This is a genomic window from Stenotrophomonas sp. Steno-C17 (assembly GCF_056393165.1).
In genome coordinates this window covers 67271-83577 of record NZ_JBWJPD010000021.1, presented here as the reverse complement: position 1 = coordinate 83577, position 16307 = coordinate 67271, and the positions used below count along the sequence as shown (strand labels likewise).

The window sequence follows — 16307 nt, the reverse complement described above, 5'->3', positions numbered from 1 at the left end:
ACGGCGTGTCCTGCAAGCCCACACCGCCCCGCCTCCCCCAGGAAGCCAGCCTTTGACGTTGCTTCAGTCGAGCATGGCTCGACTCTACGCGGGTGCAGGGCAGCAGCCCTGCAATAAAAAACCCCACCCTCAGTAACGCGGGCGGCCTTCTTCCAGTACCTGGCGCAGGAACGGCACTGTGATCCGGCGCTTGGCCGCCAGCGACTCGCGGTCCAGCCAGTCCAGCAGGGTAATCAGCCCACCCAGCTCGCGCCCGGTGTGCGACAGCAGCCACTCGATGGCCGCCTCGTCAATCGCCAGCCCCCGCCGCAGCGCGCGCTCGCGCAACACCGCCGCGCGGCCCTCTTCGTCCAGCGGCTGCAACAGCACGCGCACGCACTGGCCCAGGCGCGAACGCAGGTCCGGCAGCAACAACCCCAGCTCGCCCGGTGCCGCCTGCGCGGTGTACAGCACCGTCGCCCCGGCCGCGCGCGCACGGTTGTGGAAATCGAACAGCGCCACCTCGTCCTCGCGGTCGCCGGCCACCGCATCCAGCCCATCCAGCGCGATCAACTCGCGCTGTTCCAGCCCTTCCAGCGCCACCCGCACCCGGCCCGCCACGCTGGCCAACGGCACGTAGGTCGGCAGCCGGCCCGCCTGTTCGGCGGTCGAACACATGGCCAGCGCCTGGTGGGTCTTGCCGGTGCCGGCCGCGCCTTCCAGGTAGACCCAATCGTGGCTGGCGCCCAGCGCTATCGCACGCAGCTGCGCCAGCGCGCCATCCGGCGCGCCGATGAAGGTTTCCAGACGCTGGTCCCGCGGGTAATGCAGGGCCAGCGGAAGTTGCGGCACACCAATCACCTGGGGTCCGGGCCGTTCTCGTAAGGGGTGACGATGATATGGGGCGCATCGACCACGCCATCAAGCACGATGGACGGCTTCTCGCCCGCGTACAGCTCGCTCTGGCGGTAGCGCTGGTGGGCATAGCGCAGCAGCACGTTGCTTACCGCCGCCACCGGCAGTGCCAGCAGCATGCCCAGGAAGCCGAACAGCTGGCCACCGGCCATCACCGCGAAGATCACCGCCACCGGGTGCAGGCCGATCTTGTCGCCGACGATGCGCGGGGTCAGCACGTAGCTTTCCAGCAGCTGGCCCACGGTGAACACCACGCCCACCAGCAGCAACAGCTTCAGGTCGATGCCCTGCGCCTGCACCAGCGCGGCCACCACCGCCATCACGATGCCGGTGGTCGCGCCCAGGTAGGGAATGAAGCTGATCAGACCCGCCACCAGGCCGATCAGCAGGCCCAGCTTCAGCCCGACCAGCGACAGGCCGGCGGCGTAGATCACGCCCAGTGCCACCATCACCAGGAACTGGCCACGGATGAACGCGCCCAGCACGTCGTTGGATTCGCGGGCCAGGTTGCTGATGGTGCCGATGTGGTTGCGCGGAATGACCGAGGCAACGCGCTCGACCAGCTTGTCCCAGTCACGCAGGAAGTAGAACGCCAGGATCGGCAGCAGCGCCAGGTTCACCACCCAGGTCACCACGGTGAAGCCCGAGCGCGAGACGTAGCCCATGAAGGTGGTGGCGAAGCCGCCGGCCTGCTGCCAGTGGCTGCGCACCCACTCGATCAGCCGGTCCGGGTCCATCCACTGCATCACTTCCAGGCCGGTCTTCTGCTCGAACCACGGAATACCCTTCTGCATCAGCCACGCCTGTGCCTGCGGTATGGCCGCGACCAGGGTGGAGATCTGCCGCTCGATCATCGGCACCAGCACCAGCATCAGCCCGGTGATCAGCAGGACCATCGCCACGAACACCAGCACCACGCCGGTGTTGCGCGACAGGCCACGGGCCTCCAGCCGGTCCACCAGCGGGTCGCCCAGCCAGGCCAGCGCCAGGGCCAGCACGAACGGGGTCAGGATGGGCGCCAGCAGCCACACCACCCAACCCACCAGCAGGGCCACGGCCACATACTTCAGCCGCCGCAGGAACTGCGCGATTTCCGCCTCCGGGCTCAGGATCATCGCAGGCGGTACTCGTTGCTGACCGGCGGCGCGACCGGCGCGCCGGTGCTGTCATCCAGCGGGGTGGGCAGCGCCGGCAGCGTGGCCGAAGGCACCAGCACGCCGTTCTCGCCCAGCATGCGGTTGAAGCCGGCCAGGCCGGTGGTCATTTCCAGGTTCAGTTCCAGGTGGTCGGCGGTCGCGCGCAGCGGGGTGACGTTGCGCACCACCGGCACCTCGCGCAGGCCGGCGGCCAGGCGCAGGTAGTCGTCGGTGCTGTTGATGCCGGTCACCACCACGCGGTAGCTGCCGGCCTGGCCGGTGGCCGCACCCGCCTTGGCGTAGCGCTTCACCAGCGCGTCGGCGGCGCCATCGGCACCGGCGGCCATCGCGCGCATGGCGTTGGCGTCCTTGCTGGTCCACTTGTTCAGTTCGCGGCCGTTGTCCACGAACACCCAATCGGCCTGCCAGCCGCCGTTGGCGCGGTACAGCTTGCCGATCAACTGCATGGGCGGGGCGTAGCGCGCCGAAGCGCGGGCCACGGCGGCACTGTCCTGGCGCCAGATGGCCCCCACCAGTGCCTGCTCGGCGGCGCCACCGCTGGGCAGGCCCAGCTTGTAGCCACGCTCGATGGCGCGGTTCAGCAGCGGGCGTGCGGCATTGGCCTGCTGCACGCTGACCAGGCGCGGGCCACTGCCATCGTCCACGGCCATCCAGACCACCGGCTTGGGCCGCGGCTGCGGCCACAGCGGCAGGCCCAGGGCCGACACCAGCGCGTCCACATCGTCTTCGCGGAAACGCGCGACCAACAGGGTGCGGTAGCTGGGGGCGCCGCTGGCGCCGACGCTCTGGTCCTGCTTGTAGTCGTAACTGGCCACATAGTCCTTGGCGTTGCGCAGTGCCTGCGCCACGCCCGGCCGGCTCATCGCGCTGCGGTCGCCGGACAGCTTGCCCAGTACCACGCCCAGGGCACGGGCCAGACCGCCATTGCGGTCGCCCTCGGCCTGGCTGTTGACCGGGACTTCGGCTTCATAGGCACCGCTGGCGGTAGCGACATCGCCTTCGGTTCGCAGGCCGCTCTGGGCCATCGTGGCCACCGGCAGGCTCAGGGCCAGAAGCAGGGGGAGAAACAGGCTGCGGCGCATCAGGACATCCATTGGCTCGACGTATCCGGGGGGAATTGTTGCCCGAATACGGCCTTTGCGCCAATCCGGCCTGTTAAAATCGCCCGTTCAACCCCTGCCAGCGCCGACGCCCGTGACCAACACCCCGTCTTCCGCCCCTTCCCCCCTCACCTACCGTGATGCGGGTGTCGACATCGACGCCGGCAACGAGCTGGTCGAGCGGATCAAGCCCCTGGTCAAGCGCAGCTTCCGTCCGGAAGTGATGGGCGGCCTGGGCGGCTTCGGCGCCCTGTTCGACCTGTCCAACAAGTACCGTGAGCCGGTGCTGGTGTCGGGTACCGACGGCGTGGGCACCAAGCTGAAGCTGGCCCACCAGCTGAACCGCCACGATACGATCGGCATCGATCTGGTGGCCATGTGCGTGAACGACGTGCTGGTGCAGGGCGCCGAACCGCTGTTCTTCCTGGATTACTTCGCCACCGGCAAGCTGGACATCGACACCGCCGCGGCAGTGGTGGGCGGCATTGCCAATGGCTGCACCGAGGCCGGCTGCGCCCTGATCGGCGGCGAGACCGCTGAGATGCCCGACATGTACGCCCCGGGCGAATACGACCTGGCCGGTTTCACCGTGGCTGCGGTGGAAAAGAGCGAACTGAAGGATGGCGCGAGCGTGGCCGCCGGCGACGTGCTGATCGGCATCGCCTCGTCCGGCCCGCACTCCAACGGCTATTCGCTGGTGCGCCGCATCTATGACCGCGCCGGCCAGCCGGCCGACCTGGTGCTGGAAGACGGCGTGAAGCTGGTCGATGCGCTGATGGCGCCGACCCGCCTGTATGTGAAGCCGATCCTGTCGCTGCTGAAGTCGCACGGCGAGTCGATCCACGGCATGGCCCACATCACCGGTGGCGGCCTGACCGAGAACATCATCCGCGTGGTGCCCGAAGGCCTGGGCCTGGACATCCAGGCCTCGTCCTGGACCCTGCCGCCGGTGTTCCAGTGGCTGCAGAAGGAAGGCGCCGTGGTGGACAGCGAAATGTGGCGCACCTTCAACTGCGGCATCGGCTTCGTGCTGATCGTGGCCCCCGACCAGGTCGAGGCGGTATCGGCAGCCGTGCAGGCGCAGGGCCTGCAGCACTGGACCATCGGCCAGGTCACCCCCGCTGCCGGCGCTGAACGCGTCCGCATCGGCTGATCCGGCACCAAGGAGCCCGCATGGACGCACTGCCCCCTTCCGCCCACGACCTGCCGCCGCCGGCGCCTGTTCCCGCCGCGCCGGCACTCACCCCCGAAGACAGCAACCACCTGCGCCTGCTGTCGATCTTCCACTACGTGGTAGCGGGGCTGGCGGCGGTGTTCGCGCTGATCTTCGTCTTCCACATCGTGATGGGCGTGATGATGCTCAACGGCACCCTGCCGATGACCTCCAACGGCCAGCCCACTTCCCCGCATGAAGCGCGCTTCATGGGATGGATGTTCATCGTCATGGGCGGCGGCATTGTCTCGCTCGGGCTGGCGCTGGCGGCCTTGATTGCCTGGGCCGGGCGCTGCCTGCATCACCGCCGCCGCTACCTGCTGTGCCTGGTGGTGGCCGGCGTGTCCTGCCTGTTTACCCCGTTCGGCACGGTGCTGGGCGTGTTCACCCTGATCGTGCTGCTGCGGCCGCAGGTCAAGGCCGCCTTCGAAGCCAACGCCCCCGCCCGCCGCTGAGACCGCCATGGCCGCCGAACCGCCCCCGTTGAATCCGCCGCGTGGCTGGACCGTGTTCCAGATCGATGGCCACCTGCACACGTTGAAGATCCTGTTCTATGTCTACGGCGGCGTGCAGGTGCTGCTCAGCCTGCTGCTCCTGCTGGGCGCGCTGGGCGGCTACGTAAGCGAAAGCCGCAGCACCGACCCGAATGCCTCGCCGGTGCTGCTGGCGGTGATATTCGCCGGCTTCGCCGTCGTCATCGGCGCGTTCGCCGTCCTCAGCCTGCTCGCCGCGCGCGCCCTCGGCCAGCGGCACCGGCGCACCCTGTGCCTGGTTGCCTCCGGCGCGGCCTGCCTGGGCGGCGCGCTGGGCATCGGCCTGGGTGTGTACGCGCTGGTGGTGCTGCTGCGCCCCGATGTGGCCGCGCGTTTTGCCGCCCCCGGTAGCGCCGTCATCGCATGACCGCGCGCATTGCCGTACTTGCCTCGGGCCGGGGCAGCAACCTGCAGGCCATCCTCGATGCAATCGCCGCGGGCCGGCTGGATGCCCAGGTGGTGGCGGTGCTGTCGGACAAGCCCGACGCCGCCGCGCTGCTGAACGTGCCGCCCGCGCAGCGCTGGGCGCGTTCGCCCAAGGACTTCGCCGACCGCGCCGCGTTCGATGCCGCCCTCGGCGACGCCCTGGCCGGTTTCGCGCCGGACTGGGTCGTCTGCGCCGGCTACATGCGCATCCTCGGCGCCGATTTCGTCCAGCGCTTCAGTGGCCGCCTGGTCAACATCCACCCGTCCCTGCTGCCGCTGTACAAGGGCCTGCACACCCACGCCCGCGCGCTGGAGGCCGGCGATGCCGAGGCCGGGGCCAGCGTGCACTTCGTGGTGCCCGAGCTGGATGCCGGCGCGGTGCTGGCCCAGGCACGGGTGCCGATACGGGCTGGCGATGACGCGCAGGCCCTGGCCACGCGGGTGCTGGCGGTGGAACACCCGCTGCTGATCGCGACCCTGCAGCTGCTCTGCCAGGGGCGCCTGGCTGAACGGGAGGGCCAGCCGCACTTCGACGGTCACCCCCTGTTTAGCCCACTGGCCCTAGATTCCGCCGGAAACCTGAACCGGTAACGCCCGTGCACACGCCCTGCTGACTGCGGGGCTGGCATCCTGCCCCCTCCTGCGGTTCCTGCCCGCCATGAAGACCACGCCGTTGTTGCGCAAATTCCTGCTGCTGCCGATTGCTGTGCTCGCCTGCGCGGCCTGGGGACAGGCCACGCCCCCCGATGCGCCTGCCGCCGTGCCGGCCGCGCCGGCCGTGCCGATGCCCCCGGCACTGGCCTGGGAACCGCCGCCGCTGCAACCGTTCAGCGCCACCTACCAGGCCTTCTACAAAGGGAAGGAGGCCGGTGATGCGACCATGCAGGTCACCCACACCGGCGGCACCCAGTGGCGCGTGGACATGCAGGTGGTCGGCCGCCGTGGCTTCGCCAGCGTGCTGGGCCTGAACATCGAACAGAGCACCGTGTTCGAGGAACGCGCCGGCGCCTATGCCCCACTGAGCCAGAGCACGGTGCGCAAGGGCCTGTTCCTGGGCAAGAAGGCGGTGGGCACCTACAACTGGCAGGCCGGTACCGCGCAGTGGAGCGGCGATGTAAAGAAGGACCGCGCCCAGCCCATTCCGCTGCAGGCCGGTGACCAGAGCGCCCTGCTGATCAACCTGGCGATCATGCGCGACGCCCGCCCGGGCGCCACCATGCACTACCGCTACGTCGACATGGGCCGGGTGCGCCAGCATGACTACCAGGCCGCAGCCGAGACCGAGAACGTGGCGGTGGGCGACCTGTCCTACAACGCACTGCGGGTGTTCCGCACCAACGGCGGCAGCAACGAAACCATTCTCTGGATTGCCAACGGTGTCCCCACGCCGGTGCGCATCCTGCAACGCGAAGACGGCGAGGACCGCGTGGACCTGCGCCTGATCGAATACCAAGGAGTATGAGCATGAAGACCCTGACCCGTCCCCTGACCTGGATCGCCGCCGCCGCCCTGTCGGTGGCCAGCCTGCCGGCCATGGCGTTGCAGCCGTTCAAGGCGGACTACCTGGCCAGTTACATGGGCATGCAGGCCAACGGCACCATGACCCTGGCCAACGAAGGTGCCAACAAGTGGCGCTACAGCCTGAACGTGAAGAACCAGCTGGCCGACCTGAGCCAGAGCACGGTATTCGAGGAAGTGCGCGGCCAGCTGCGCCCGCTCAGCAGCCAGGACCGTTCGGCGCTGCTGGTGAAGAAGCGCAACGTGCAGGCCAACTACAACTGGAGCAGCAACCAGGCCACCTGGACCGGCGATATCAAGCCCGACCGCGCCGGTCCCATCGCGCTGAAGGCCGGTGACATGGATGCGCTGCTGATCAACCTGGCCATCGCCCGCGACCTGGCCGCCGGCAAGCCGCTGACCTACCGCATGGTGGACGAGGGCCGCATCAAGAACATGACCTACAAGATCGTGGGCAAGGAAGCGGTGACCGTGGGCGGCAAGAGCTACCAGGCCACCAAGGTCTCGCGCGTGGATGGCAACAAGGAACTGATCGCCTGGATCGTGCCGGAATTCCCGGTGCCGGCGCGCATGCTGCAGAAGGAAAGCGGCCGCGACGCGCTGGACCTGACCATCAAGGCGATGAACTGACCGCCAGGGCCTGGGGTCGGATCCCTTCCCAACGGGAAGGGCTCTGACCCCGGTTGCGTGGATGGGGTCGGAGCCCTTTCCGATGGAAAGGGATCCGACCCCGGGTCCCACACAGAAAAACGCCCGCTTTCGCGGGCGTTTTCTTATTTCTTTTCCTCGGCCGCAGCCGGCTTGAACTCGGTGCGGCAGTCCACGCGGATCTGCTCACCGCTGCTGCGCCAGACGAACGTGCGGCAGTGCCGGTTGCCGTCCTGGCTGTCATTCACCGCCACCGCGTAGAACGACTGGATGATCTCGTCACGGCTCACCGTGCCGTCACCATTCCAGTCCATGTCCTTCTGCTCGATGCCCTTGGTGATGGCCAGGTTGGCGTACCAGGCATAACCCAGCCACGCCAGCGCCAGCAGCACCAGGGCCAGCAGCGCCTTGCGGCGGCGGGTGAATTTCCCGCGCAGGATCATGCGGTCACGCGCCGGATGGTGGCGCCCAGCGAAGACAGCTTCTCTTCGATGTTCTCGTAGCCGCGGTCCAGGTGGTAGATGCGGTCGATGGTGGTATCGCCATCGGCCATCAGACCGGCCAGGATCAGCGAGGCCGACGCACGCAGGTCGGTGGCCATCACCGGTGCACCGCTCAGGCGCTCGGCACCGCGCACGATGGCGGTGTGGCCTTCGATCTGGATGTCCGCGCCCAGGCGCAGCAGTTCGTTGACGTGCATGAAACGGTTCTCGAAGATCGTTTCATTGATCACGCCCACGCCGTCGGCCACGCAGTTCAATGCCATGAACTGGGCCTGCATGTCGGTCGGGAACGCCGGGTACGGCGCGGTGGTCAGGTTCACCGCCTTCGGCCGCTTGCCCTGCATGTCCAGGGTGATCGAATCGTCGGTGGTCTCGATCGTCGCACCGGCTTCCACCAGCTTGGACAGCACCGCATCCATGGTGTTCGGGCGCGCACGGTTCACCGTGACCTTGCCGCCGGTCATCGCTGCGGCCACCAGGAAGGTGCCGGTTTCGATGCGGTCGGGCAGCACTTCGTGGCGGCCACCGGACAGGCGCTCGACGCCTTCGATCACCAGGCGGGCGGTGCCCACGCCTTCGATCTTCGCGCCCAGGGCGATCAGGCAGTGCGCCAGATCGGTCACTTCCGGTTCCATCGCCGCGTTGTCCAGGATGGTGGTGCCTTCAGCCAGCACGGCCGCCATCAGCACGTTCTCGGTGCCGGTGACGCTGACCATGTCGAAGGTGAAGTGGCCCCCCTTCAGGCGCTTGGCGGTGGCCTTGATGAAGCCGTTCTCCACCACGATGTCCGCACCCAGCGCCTGCAGGCCCTTGATGTGCTGGTCCACCGGGCGCGAACCGATCGCGCAGCCACCGGGCAGCGACACTTCGGCAGCGCCGAAGCGGGCCAGCAGCGGGCCCAGCACCAGGATCGAGGCGCGCATGGTCTTGACCAGCTCGTACGGTGCCACGTGCTGGTTCACCGAACGCGGGTCGACCACGATCGCGCTGCCGCGCGACAGCGTGCCCTGGTCGATGGTGACCTTGGCCCCCAGCTCGCCCAGCAGCTTCACCGTGGTGACCACATCGTGCAGGTGCGGCACGTTGGTGATCTCCACCGGCTCATCGGCCAGCAGGGTTGCACAGAGGATGGGGAGGACGGCGTTCTTGGCGCCGGAGATGCTCACTTCACCGTGCAGCGCAGCGCCGCCGGTCACAACGATCTTGGCCATGTATTGGGAATCTTCTGTGGTTCAGCCGGCTTCGGCCGGGGTCACGGTTTTCAGTGCCAGCGCGTGGATCGCGCCGCCCATCAGGTCGCCCAGGGTGGCGTAGACCATCCGGTGGCGGGCCAGCGGCATCTTGCCGGCAAAGGCCTCGCTGACCACGGTCGCTTCGAAGTGCACGCCGTCGTCGCCACGCACGTCGGCGCGGGCGCCGGGCAGGCCGGTTTCGATCAGGTTGCGGATGGTGTCGGCGTCCAACGGGCTTTCCTAATAAAATGAACCCTCATTCTACTTCCGCTGCGTGGCGTCCGCATGGCCGAGTCCCTCCTGCCCCCCCGTTCCGTCGATCCCGCCGCCCTGGTGGCCAGCGGCCAGCGCGTGTTCGAGATCGAACAGCAGGCCCTGCAGGCCGTGGCCGGGCGCCTGGGCGAGGCCTTCCAGCAGGCCTGCCAGGCCATCCTGGGCAGCCGCGGGCGGGTGGTGGCCACCGGCATGGGCAAGTCCGGGCATATCGCCCGCAAGATCGCCGCCACCCTGGCCTCGACCGGCACCCCGGCCTTCTACGTGCACCCCGGTGAAGCCGGCCACGGCGACCTGGGCATGATCACCGAGGACGATGTGGTGCTGGCCCTGTCCTATTCAGGCGAGTCGGACGAGATCCTGATGCTGCTGCCGGTGCTCAAGCGCCAGGGCAACACCCTGATCGCCATGACCGGCCGCGCCCAGTCCAGCCTGGCCAGCGCCGCCGATATCCACCTGGATGTGAGCGTGCCGGCCGAAGCCTGTCCGCTGGCCCTGGCCCCCACCTCCAGCACCACCGCTTCGCTGGTGATGGGCGATGCACTGGCCGTGGCGCTGCTGGACGCGCGTGGCTTCACCGCCGATGACTTCGCCCGCTCGCACCCGGCCGGCAGCCTGGGCCGCCGCCTGCTGCTGCACATCACCGATGTGATGCACAGCGGCGAGGACCTGCCGAAGGTGGACGCCGGCGCCAGCCTGAGCGAGGCCTTGATGGAGATGAGTCGCAAGCGGCTGGGGATGACCGCCGTGGTCGATGCCCAGGGCGTGCTGATCGGTCTGTTCACCGACGGTGACCTGCGCCGTGCGCTGGACAGCGCGCTGGACGTGCGCACCGCCCGCATCGCCGACATCATGACCCGCAGCCCGCGCACCATCGGTGCCGACCAGCTGGCCGTGGAAGCGGCCCGGTTGATGGAAACCCACAAGATCAACGGCCTGATCGTGGTCGATGCACAGGGCCGGGCCGTCGGCGCGCTGAACATTCATGACCTGTTGCGGGCCCGGGTGGTTTAACCAATAGTCCGCAGACCCCATTCAGATACCAACACCGAGTCCGACACCCTGATGCCCTGGTCCCCCCTGCCCGCCTTTCCTGCCCATCTGCTTGCCACCGCGGCCCGCATCCGCCTGGCCTGCTTCGACGTGGACGGTACCCTCACCGACGGTCGGCTGTACTACGACAAGGACGGCAACGAGAGCAAGGCGTACTTCGTGCAGGATGGTCTGGGCCTGAAACTGCTGCAGCAGCACGGTATCCACCCCGTGCTCATCACTGCGCGCAACAGCCAGTCCGCGCTCAAGCGCGGCGCCGACCTGGGCATCGACACCCAGATCGCGGTAGGCGACAAGCTGGCCAGCGTGCAGGCGCTGTGCGCCCAGCATGGCATCGGCCTGGACCAGGTCGCCTTCATGGGCGACGACCTGCCGGACCTGGCCCCGATCGGCGCGGTCGGCCTGGCCGTGGCGCCGGCCAACGCGCATCCGTGGATCGCCGAACGCGCCCACTGGCAGACCCGCAGCGAGGGCGGCCGTGGCGCCGCGCGCGAGCTGTGCGATGTGCTGCTGGCCGCACAGGGCCACGTGGACGCCGTGCTGGCAAGGTTCGGCGCATGAACACCGCGCGCGTGAACTGGCGCACCGTACTGGGTGCCGGCTTGCTGCTGGCGGCCCTGCTGAGCAGCTGGGCGGCCCTGCGCAACCGCGACAAGGGCCCGGTCAGCGAAGGCCAGGACGCCGGCGTGGATTACATCCTGCACGATTTCCAGATCGTGGCACTGGATGACCAGGGCAAGGAATCGACCACCCTGCGTGCGCCCCTGCTGGAACGCCAGCGCGGTGACCAGACCATCAACATCGCCACCCCGCTGTTTGAAATGCCCGATGCCGAAGGCCGGCACTGGACGCTGCGTGCGAAGACCGGCTGGCTCAGCGCCAAGGGCGATGAGATGAAGCTGCGCGGCGACGTGGCCGGCGACAGCCCGGTCGCCCCCGGCGTGGTGCCCACCACCTTCCGCACCGACCACCTGGACGTGTTCCCGAAAGAGAACCGCGCCCGCACCGACGCGCGGGTGACCATGACCCGCCCGGGCATGGAGCAGTCCGGCGTCGGGTTTGAAGTGGATTCGAAGAACAACACGTATCATTTCCTCAGCCAGTCCAAGGGCCGTTACACGCCCAAGCGCTGATTCCGCCGCCGGCCCGCGACGTCTACCCGACAGGCGCAGGGCCAGCAGCACCCACCCGGCCGCCCGGTTTCATCCAGGCGCCTCCCACCGGTAGAACGGACCCCGATGAAGATTCCCTTTGCAGCCGTGCTCGCGCTTGGTCTTCTTGTCCCCAGCGCCGCCTTCGCCAAATCCAGCGACCGCAACGAAGACATGCACATCGATGCCGGTGCGCAGTCCGGTTCGCTGACCGGCGACGGCAAGACCACCCTGTCGCAGGGCGTGGTGATCACCCAGGGCACGCTGGACCTGCGCTCGTCCCAGGCCGAGATCTACATGAAGGACGGCGAAGCGGTACGCGCCGTGTTCACCGGCAAGCAGGCCAAGATGAAGCAGCAGCTGGACGATGGCACCTGGGTGGATGCCGTGGCCGACAACATCGACTACGACGTCAAGAGCGATACCGTCACCCTGACCGGCAACTACAAGGTCACCAGCGCGCGCGGCACCAATGCCGGCCAGCGCATGGTCTACAACATGAAGAGCGGCGAGATGAATTCCGGTGGCGACGGCAGCCGTGTGCGCACGGTCATTCCGCCCAAGAACAAGACGCCGGCCGCGCCGGCCCAGCCGGCCGGGAGCAAGAAGTAATGCTCGTCGCCAAGGGCCTGCGCAAGCGCTACAAGCAGCGCGAAGTGGTCAAGGATTTCGGCTTGACCCTGGACGCCGGTGAAGTGGTGGGCCTGCTCGGCCCCAACGGCGCCGGCAAGACCACCTGCTTCTACATGATCGTGGGCCTGGTCGCCGCCGATGCCGGCAGCATCGTGCTGGACGGCCAGGACATCACCGACGACCCCATGTACACCCGCGCCAAGCAGGGCGTGGGCTACCTGCCGCAGGAACCGTCGGTGTTCCGCAAGCTGACCGTGGCCGACAACCTGCGCCTGGTGCTGGAACTGCGCGACGACCTGGATTCGGCCGGCCGCGAGCGCGAGCTGAACAGCCTGCTGGACGAGCTGCAGCTGGGCCACGTTTCCGAACAGCTGGGCGCCAGCCTGTCCGGTGGCGAGCGCCGCCGCTGCGAGATCGCCCGTGCGCTGGCCGCCAAGCCGCGCCTGATCCTGCTCGACGAACCGTTCGCCGGCGTCGACCCGATCTCGGTCGGTGAAATCCAGCGCATCGTCACCCACCTGAAGCAGCGTGGCATTGGCGTGCTCATCACCGACCACAATGTGCGCGAAACCTTGGGAATCTGCGACCGCGCGTATATCCTCGCAGAGGGCACCGTGCTGGCCCAGGGCTCGCCCGAGGCGATCCTGGACAACGCAGACGTGCGTCGCGTCTACCTTGGAGATTCCTTCAAGCTGTAAGGCGGCCGCCGGGCCCACTCCCCTCCGTTCGGCACAGGCATGAAGACTCGGCTGCAGACATCGTTGGGACAGCACCTGGTGCTGACACCGCAGCTGCAGCAGGCGATCAAGCTGCTGCAGATGTCCAGTACCGAGCTGGAACTGGAAATCGCCCAGGCCGTGGAAAGCAACCCATTGCTGGACTGGGCCGAGGGCGATGATGCGGCCGCAGGCAGCGAGCACGACGGCGGCGCCGACAACGAAGCGCCGCCTGCCGCTGACGCCAGCGATGGCAACGGCGATGACTGGGCTCCGGCCGAACTGGACTGGAGCAGCGGCGGCAGCAGCGGCAGCTTCGATGACGACGAAGACACCGGCAGCGCGGCCGAACGCGTGGCCGAAACCGAGACCCTGGCCGACCACCTGCTGTGGCAGCTGCATCTGTCGCACCTGTCGGTGCGCGACCGCAGCATCGGCGCGGCCCTGATCGATGCGTTGGAGGACGACGGCTACCTGCGTGAATCGCTGGACACCATCGCCGAAACACTGCTGCCGGCCATCCACGCCGACGAAGACGAAATCCTGACCGTGCTGCACCAGATCCAGCGCTTCGATCCGGTGGGCGTGGCCGCACGCACGCTGGGCGAATGCCTGCAGCTGCAGCTGGCCGTGCTGCCGGCCGACACGCCCGGCCAGGCACTGGCCCGACAGATCGCCGCCGGGCCGCTGGAACGGCTGCCGCGCAGCGGCGTGGCCGGCATCGCCCAGGAACTGAAGCAGCCGCTGGTCGAGGTCGAAACCGCGGTGGCCCTGCTGCGCTCGCTGGACCCGCGCCCGGGCACACAGATCGCCCCGCTTTCGCAGGACACCTACGTGGTGCCCGACGTGGTGGTGTGGCGGCAGGGCGGCGTCTGGCGCGCCGCGCTGGCCGCCCACGCCGGTCCCAAGGTGATGATCCATCGCGGCTACGAACAGATGATCCGCCGCTGCGGCGATGCCGATGCCGGCTACCTGCGCAGCCAGCTGCAGGAAGCGCGCTGGCTGTTGAAGGGCCTGCAGGCACGCGGCGAAACCCTGCTGCGCGTGGTGCGCTGCCTGATCCAGCAACAGGCGGGTTTCCTCGAGTTCGGCGAACAGGCGCTGCGCCCCCTGACCCTGCGCGAGATCGCCGGCGAACTGGGCCTGCACGAATCCACGGTGTCGCGCGCGATCGCCCGCAAGCACGTGCGCACGCCACGCGGCACCCTGCCCCTGCGTGCGTTCTTCGCTTCGGGCATCGACACCGACGGCGGTGGCGAGGCGTCCAGCACCGCCATCCAGGCAATGATCCGTCGCCTGATCGATGACGAGAATCCACGCAAGCCGCTTTCTGACGCCAAGCTGGCTGACCTGTTGAAGACGTCGGGAATTCCGGTAGCGCGCCGCACCGTAGCGAAGTATCGTGAGGCCATGAACATCTCCGCCTCGCACGAAAGGGTCAGAATCGCTTGACGCGCCGCCGCGCCCGGCGGAGAGGTTCATTGGCACATCCGAACACAGGAGAAACCCGATGCGCATCGAAACGTTTGGCAAAGATGTCGAAGTCACCCCGGCCCTGCAGTCCTATGTGGAGGACAAGCTGGCCCGGATCGGCAAGCACTTCGACCAGCACTGCGAAGCGCGGGTAACCCTCAAGCTGCAGAAGACCGAACACCACGTCGACGCCAGCCTCAACATTCCCGGCCAGACCCTGCATGCCGAGGCCAGCGGCCAGACCATGTACGCCGCGATCGACCTGCTGGCGGACAAGCTTGACCGCCTGGTGATCAAGCACAAGGAGAAAAAACAGCAGCACGCACCGCTGCCGGTGGGCGACAATGGCGGCTGATCGCCACCGTTGCCCGCAGACATGCCCCTGACTGACCTCCTGGCGGCCGTGCAGACCCAGCTCTGCACGGCCACCGACCGCGACAGCGTCCTGCAGACCGCCGCCGGCCTGCTGGCCTGCCGCCAGGCCAACGCCGAGCAGATCTACCAGAACCTGTGCCAGCGCGAAGCGCTGGGCAGTACCTGCATCGGCGAGGGCATCGCCATTCCGCATGGGCGTGCCCCTGCGCTGGACCGGCCGCGTGGTGCCCTGCTGCGGCTGGCCACCCCCATCGATTTCGGCGGCGACGCCCCGGTGGACCTGGTGTTCGCCATGGCCGTGCCCGCCCACTACACCCACCAGCACCTGATGCTGCTGTCCGAGCTGGCCGAACTGTTCTCCTCACCGGCCATCCGCCAGGCCCTGCGCGACGCCGGCGATGCACGCAGCCTGCGCCAGGCCCTGGACCTTTCCCCTTCGGCGAGCGCCGCATGAACACCAGCATCACCGCCCGTGAACTGTTCGACCAGCAGCGCGAGCGGCTGGGGCTGCGCTGGGTTGCCGGCCAGTCCGGCGAGAAGCGCGAACTGGAGGCCGGCAACACGGTGTCCCGGCGCCCCTCGCTGGCCGGCTATCTCAATGCGATCTACCCGAACAAGGTGCAGATCCTCGGCTCGGAGGAGCTGTCCTGGCTGGACGCGCTGGAATCGCGGCAGCGCTGGGAAACGATCGAAAAGATCATGCATTCGCACCCGCTGGCGCTGGTCATCACCCGCAACCAGCCCTGCCCGGAAGACCTGCGCGCGGCGGCCGACGAATCGGGCACCCCGCTGTGGGTATCGCCCAAGCGCGGCCACGAACTGCTGAACCACCTGTCCTACCACCTGGCGCGCACGCTGGCGCCGCGGGTGATCCTGCACGGCGTGTTCATGGAAATCTATTCGATCGGTGTGCTGATCACCGGCGAAGCGGGATCGGGCAAGAGCGAACTGGCGCTGGAACTGCTCAGCCGCGGGCACCGGCTGGTGGCCGACGATGCCCCCGAATTCACCCAGATCGCCCCGGACGTGCTCGATGGCACCTGCCCGGAACTGCTGCAGGACCTGCTGGAAGTGCGCGGCCTGGGCGTGCTGAACGTGCGCGAGATGTTTGGTGATACGGCGGTAAAGAAGAACAAGTACCTTCGCCTGATCGTGCACCTGACCAAACCGATGACCGAGCCCACGCCGCATGGCTACGAGCGCCTGACCGGCGATTCCGGCACCCGCCATGTACTGGACCTGGACGTGCCGCTGATCACCCTGCCGGTGATGCCCGGCCGCAACCTGTCGGTGCTGACCGAGGCGGCCACCCGGCTGCACATTCTACGTACCAAGGGTATCGACCCGGCGGCGATGTTCATTGCCCGCCACAGCAACCTGCTGGAACGGCGAACACCCTGAGCCCACTG

Annotated in this window: 21 protein-coding genes; 15 read left to right on the top strand and 6 right to left on the bottom strand. The window is 68.1% G+C overall.

Annotated features, from left to right (window positions below; translation table 11 throughout):
* Positions 1 to 129: 129 nt before the first annotated feature.
* Genes hda through AC06FA_RS17135 form a run of 3 tightly spaced genes read right to left on the bottom strand, consistent with a single transcriptional unit; the run spans position 130 to position 3133 of the window.
* Positions 130 to 837 (bottom strand): DnaA regulatory inactivator Hda, encoded by a 708-nt coding sequence (gene hda, locus AC06FA_RS17145; RefSeq protein ID WP_108751488.1) that lies wholly within the window; start codon positions 835 to 837, stop codon positions 130 to 132.
* Positions 837 to 2009: an AI-2E family transporter gene (locus AC06FA_RS17140; RefSeq protein ID WP_478069334.1), complete on the bottom strand. Its 1173-nt coding sequence runs from the start codon at positions 2007 to 2009 to the stop codon at positions 837 to 839. The genes hda and AC06FA_RS17140 overlap by 1 nt, the downstream gene beginning before the upstream one ends.
* Positions 2006 to 3133, bottom strand: coding sequence for a DUF2066 domain-containing protein (locus tag AC06FA_RS17135; protein WP_478069333.1), 1128 nt, complete (start codon positions 3131 to 3133; stop codon positions 2006 to 2008). The genes AC06FA_RS17140 and AC06FA_RS17135 overlap by 4 nt, the downstream gene beginning before the upstream one ends.
* Before the next feature lie 112 nt (positions 3134 to 3245).
* On the opposite strand from AC06FA_RS17135, the gene purM reads away from it, so the two are divergent.
* From purM to AC06FA_RS17105, 6 genes are all read left to right on the top strand, one after another.
* Positions 3246 to 4304 carry a phosphoribosylformylglycinamidine cyclo-ligase gene (gene purM / locus AC06FA_RS17130; protein ID WP_478069332.1) on the top strand — a complete coding sequence of 353 codons (1059 nt, stop codon included), beginning with the start codon at positions 3246 to 3248 and terminating at the stop codon, positions 4302 to 4304.
* Between the two features lie 20 nt (positions 4305 to 4324).
* Positions 4325 to 4819 (top strand): hypothetical protein, encoded by a 495-nt coding sequence (locus tag AC06FA_RS17125; protein ID WP_478069331.1) that lies wholly within the window; start codon positions 4325 to 4327, stop codon positions 4817 to 4819.
* 7 nt (positions 4820 to 4826) lie between these two features.
* Positions 4827 to 5264 (top strand): hypothetical protein, encoded by a 438-nt coding sequence (locus AC06FA_RS17120; RefSeq protein WP_478069330.1) that lies wholly within the window; start codon positions 4827 to 4829, stop codon positions 5262 to 5264.
* Positions 5261 to 5914, top strand: coding sequence for a phosphoribosylglycinamide formyltransferase (gene purN / locus AC06FA_RS17115; RefSeq protein ID WP_478069329.1), 654 nt, complete (start codon positions 5261 to 5263; stop codon positions 5912 to 5914). Before AC06FA_RS17120 ends, purN begins: the two co-directional genes overlap by 4 nt.
* Before the next feature lie 67 nt (positions 5915 to 5981).
* The gene (locus tag AC06FA_RS17110; protein WP_478069328.1) at positions 5982 to 6785 is read left to right on the top strand and encodes a DUF3108 domain-containing protein; all 804 of its coding nucleotides are present in this window, start codon (positions 5982 to 5984) and stop codon (positions 6783 to 6785) included.
* Between the two features lie 2 nt (positions 6786 to 6787).
* Positions 6788 to 7471, top strand: a complete 684-nt coding sequence (locus AC06FA_RS17105) for a DUF3108 domain-containing protein (RefSeq protein WP_478069327.1) — start codon at positions 6788 to 6790, stop codon at positions 7469 to 7471.
* Positions 7472 to 7614: 143 nt separating this feature from the next.
* Here AC06FA_RS17105 and AC06FA_RS17100 read toward each other — a convergent pair whose 3' ends face one another.
* The 3 genes from AC06FA_RS17100 to AC06FA_RS17090 are packed head-to-tail and all read right to left on the bottom strand — an operon-like array spanning position 7615 to position 9455.
* Positions 7615 to 7932 (bottom strand): EF-hand domain-containing protein, encoded by a 318-nt coding sequence (locus AC06FA_RS17100; RefSeq protein WP_312708760.1) that lies wholly within the window; start codon positions 7930 to 7932, stop codon positions 7615 to 7617.
* On the bottom strand, positions 7929 to 9203 hold the full coding sequence (murA, locus tag AC06FA_RS17095; RefSeq protein ID WP_312708761.1) for a UDP-N-acetylglucosamine 1-carboxyvinyltransferase: 1275 nt from the start codon (positions 9201 to 9203) through the stop codon (positions 7929 to 7931). Before murA ends, AC06FA_RS17100 begins: the two co-directional genes overlap by 4 nt.
* A 21-nt stretch (positions 9204 to 9224) precedes the next feature.
* Positions 9225 to 9455 carry a BolA family protein gene (locus AC06FA_RS17090; RefSeq protein ID WP_108748809.1) on the bottom strand — a complete coding sequence of 77 codons (231 nt, stop codon included), beginning with the start codon at positions 9453 to 9455 and terminating at the stop codon, positions 9225 to 9227.
* 54 nt (positions 9456 to 9509) lie between these two features.
* Here AC06FA_RS17090 and AC06FA_RS17085 point away from each other — a divergent pair, with 54 nt between their 5' ends.
* The 9 genes from AC06FA_RS17085 to hprK all read left to right on the top strand — a co-directional run bounded on the left by AC06FA_RS17085 (position 9510) and on the right by hprK (position 16299).
* Positions 9510 to 10511 carry a KpsF/GutQ family sugar-phosphate isomerase gene (locus AC06FA_RS17085; protein ID WP_478069326.1) on the top strand — a complete coding sequence of 334 codons (1002 nt, stop codon included), beginning with the start codon at positions 9510 to 9512 and terminating at the stop codon, positions 10509 to 10511.
* Between the two features lie 51 nt (positions 10512 to 10562).
* The gene (locus tag AC06FA_RS17080; protein WP_108752380.1) at positions 10563 to 11111 is read left to right on the top strand and encodes a KdsC family phosphatase; all 549 of its coding nucleotides are present in this window, start codon (positions 10563 to 10565) and stop codon (positions 11109 to 11111) included.
* The gene (gene lptC, locus AC06FA_RS17075) at positions 11108 to 11683 is read left to right on the top strand and encodes an LPS export ABC transporter periplasmic protein LptC (RefSeq protein ID WP_312708764.1); all 576 of its coding nucleotides are present in this window, start codon (positions 11108 to 11110) and stop codon (positions 11681 to 11683) included. The genes AC06FA_RS17080 and lptC overlap by 4 nt, the downstream gene beginning before the upstream one ends.
* Before the next feature lie 105 nt (positions 11684 to 11788).
* A complete protein-coding gene (gene lptA, locus AC06FA_RS17070) occupies positions 11789 to 12313 on the top strand; it encodes a lipopolysaccharide transport periplasmic protein LptA (protein WP_478069325.1) in 525 nt (174 codons plus the stop codon).
* Entirely contained in the window at positions 12313 to 13032 is a 720-nt protein-coding gene (gene lptB, locus AC06FA_RS17065) for an LPS export ABC transporter ATP-binding protein (RefSeq protein ID WP_108748804.1), read from the top strand. Before lptA ends, lptB begins: the two co-directional genes overlap by 1 nt.
* A 39-nt stretch (positions 13033 to 13071) precedes the next feature.
* The gene (locus AC06FA_RS17060; protein ID WP_478069324.1) at positions 13072 to 14502 is read left to right on the top strand and encodes an RNA polymerase factor sigma-54; all 1431 of its coding nucleotides are present in this window, start codon (positions 13072 to 13074) and stop codon (positions 14500 to 14502) included.
* Between the two features lie 58 nt (positions 14503 to 14560).
* Positions 14561 to 14878 (top strand): ribosome hibernation-promoting factor, HPF/YfiA family, encoded by a 318-nt coding sequence (gene hpf, locus AC06FA_RS17055; RefSeq protein ID WP_312708768.1) that lies wholly within the window; start codon positions 14561 to 14563, stop codon positions 14876 to 14878.
* Between the two features lie 21 nt (positions 14879 to 14899).
* Positions 14900 to 15352: a PTS sugar transporter subunit IIA gene (locus tag AC06FA_RS17050; RefSeq protein WP_478069323.1), complete on the top strand. Its 453-nt coding sequence runs from the start codon at positions 14900 to 14902 to the stop codon at positions 15350 to 15352.
* Positions 15349 to 16299 (top strand): HPr(Ser) kinase/phosphatase, encoded by a 951-nt coding sequence (gene hprK / locus AC06FA_RS17045; RefSeq protein WP_312708770.1) that lies wholly within the window; start codon positions 15349 to 15351, stop codon positions 16297 to 16299. The genes AC06FA_RS17050 and hprK overlap by 4 nt, the downstream gene beginning before the upstream one ends.
* Positions 16300 to 16307: the final 8 nt, after the last annotated feature.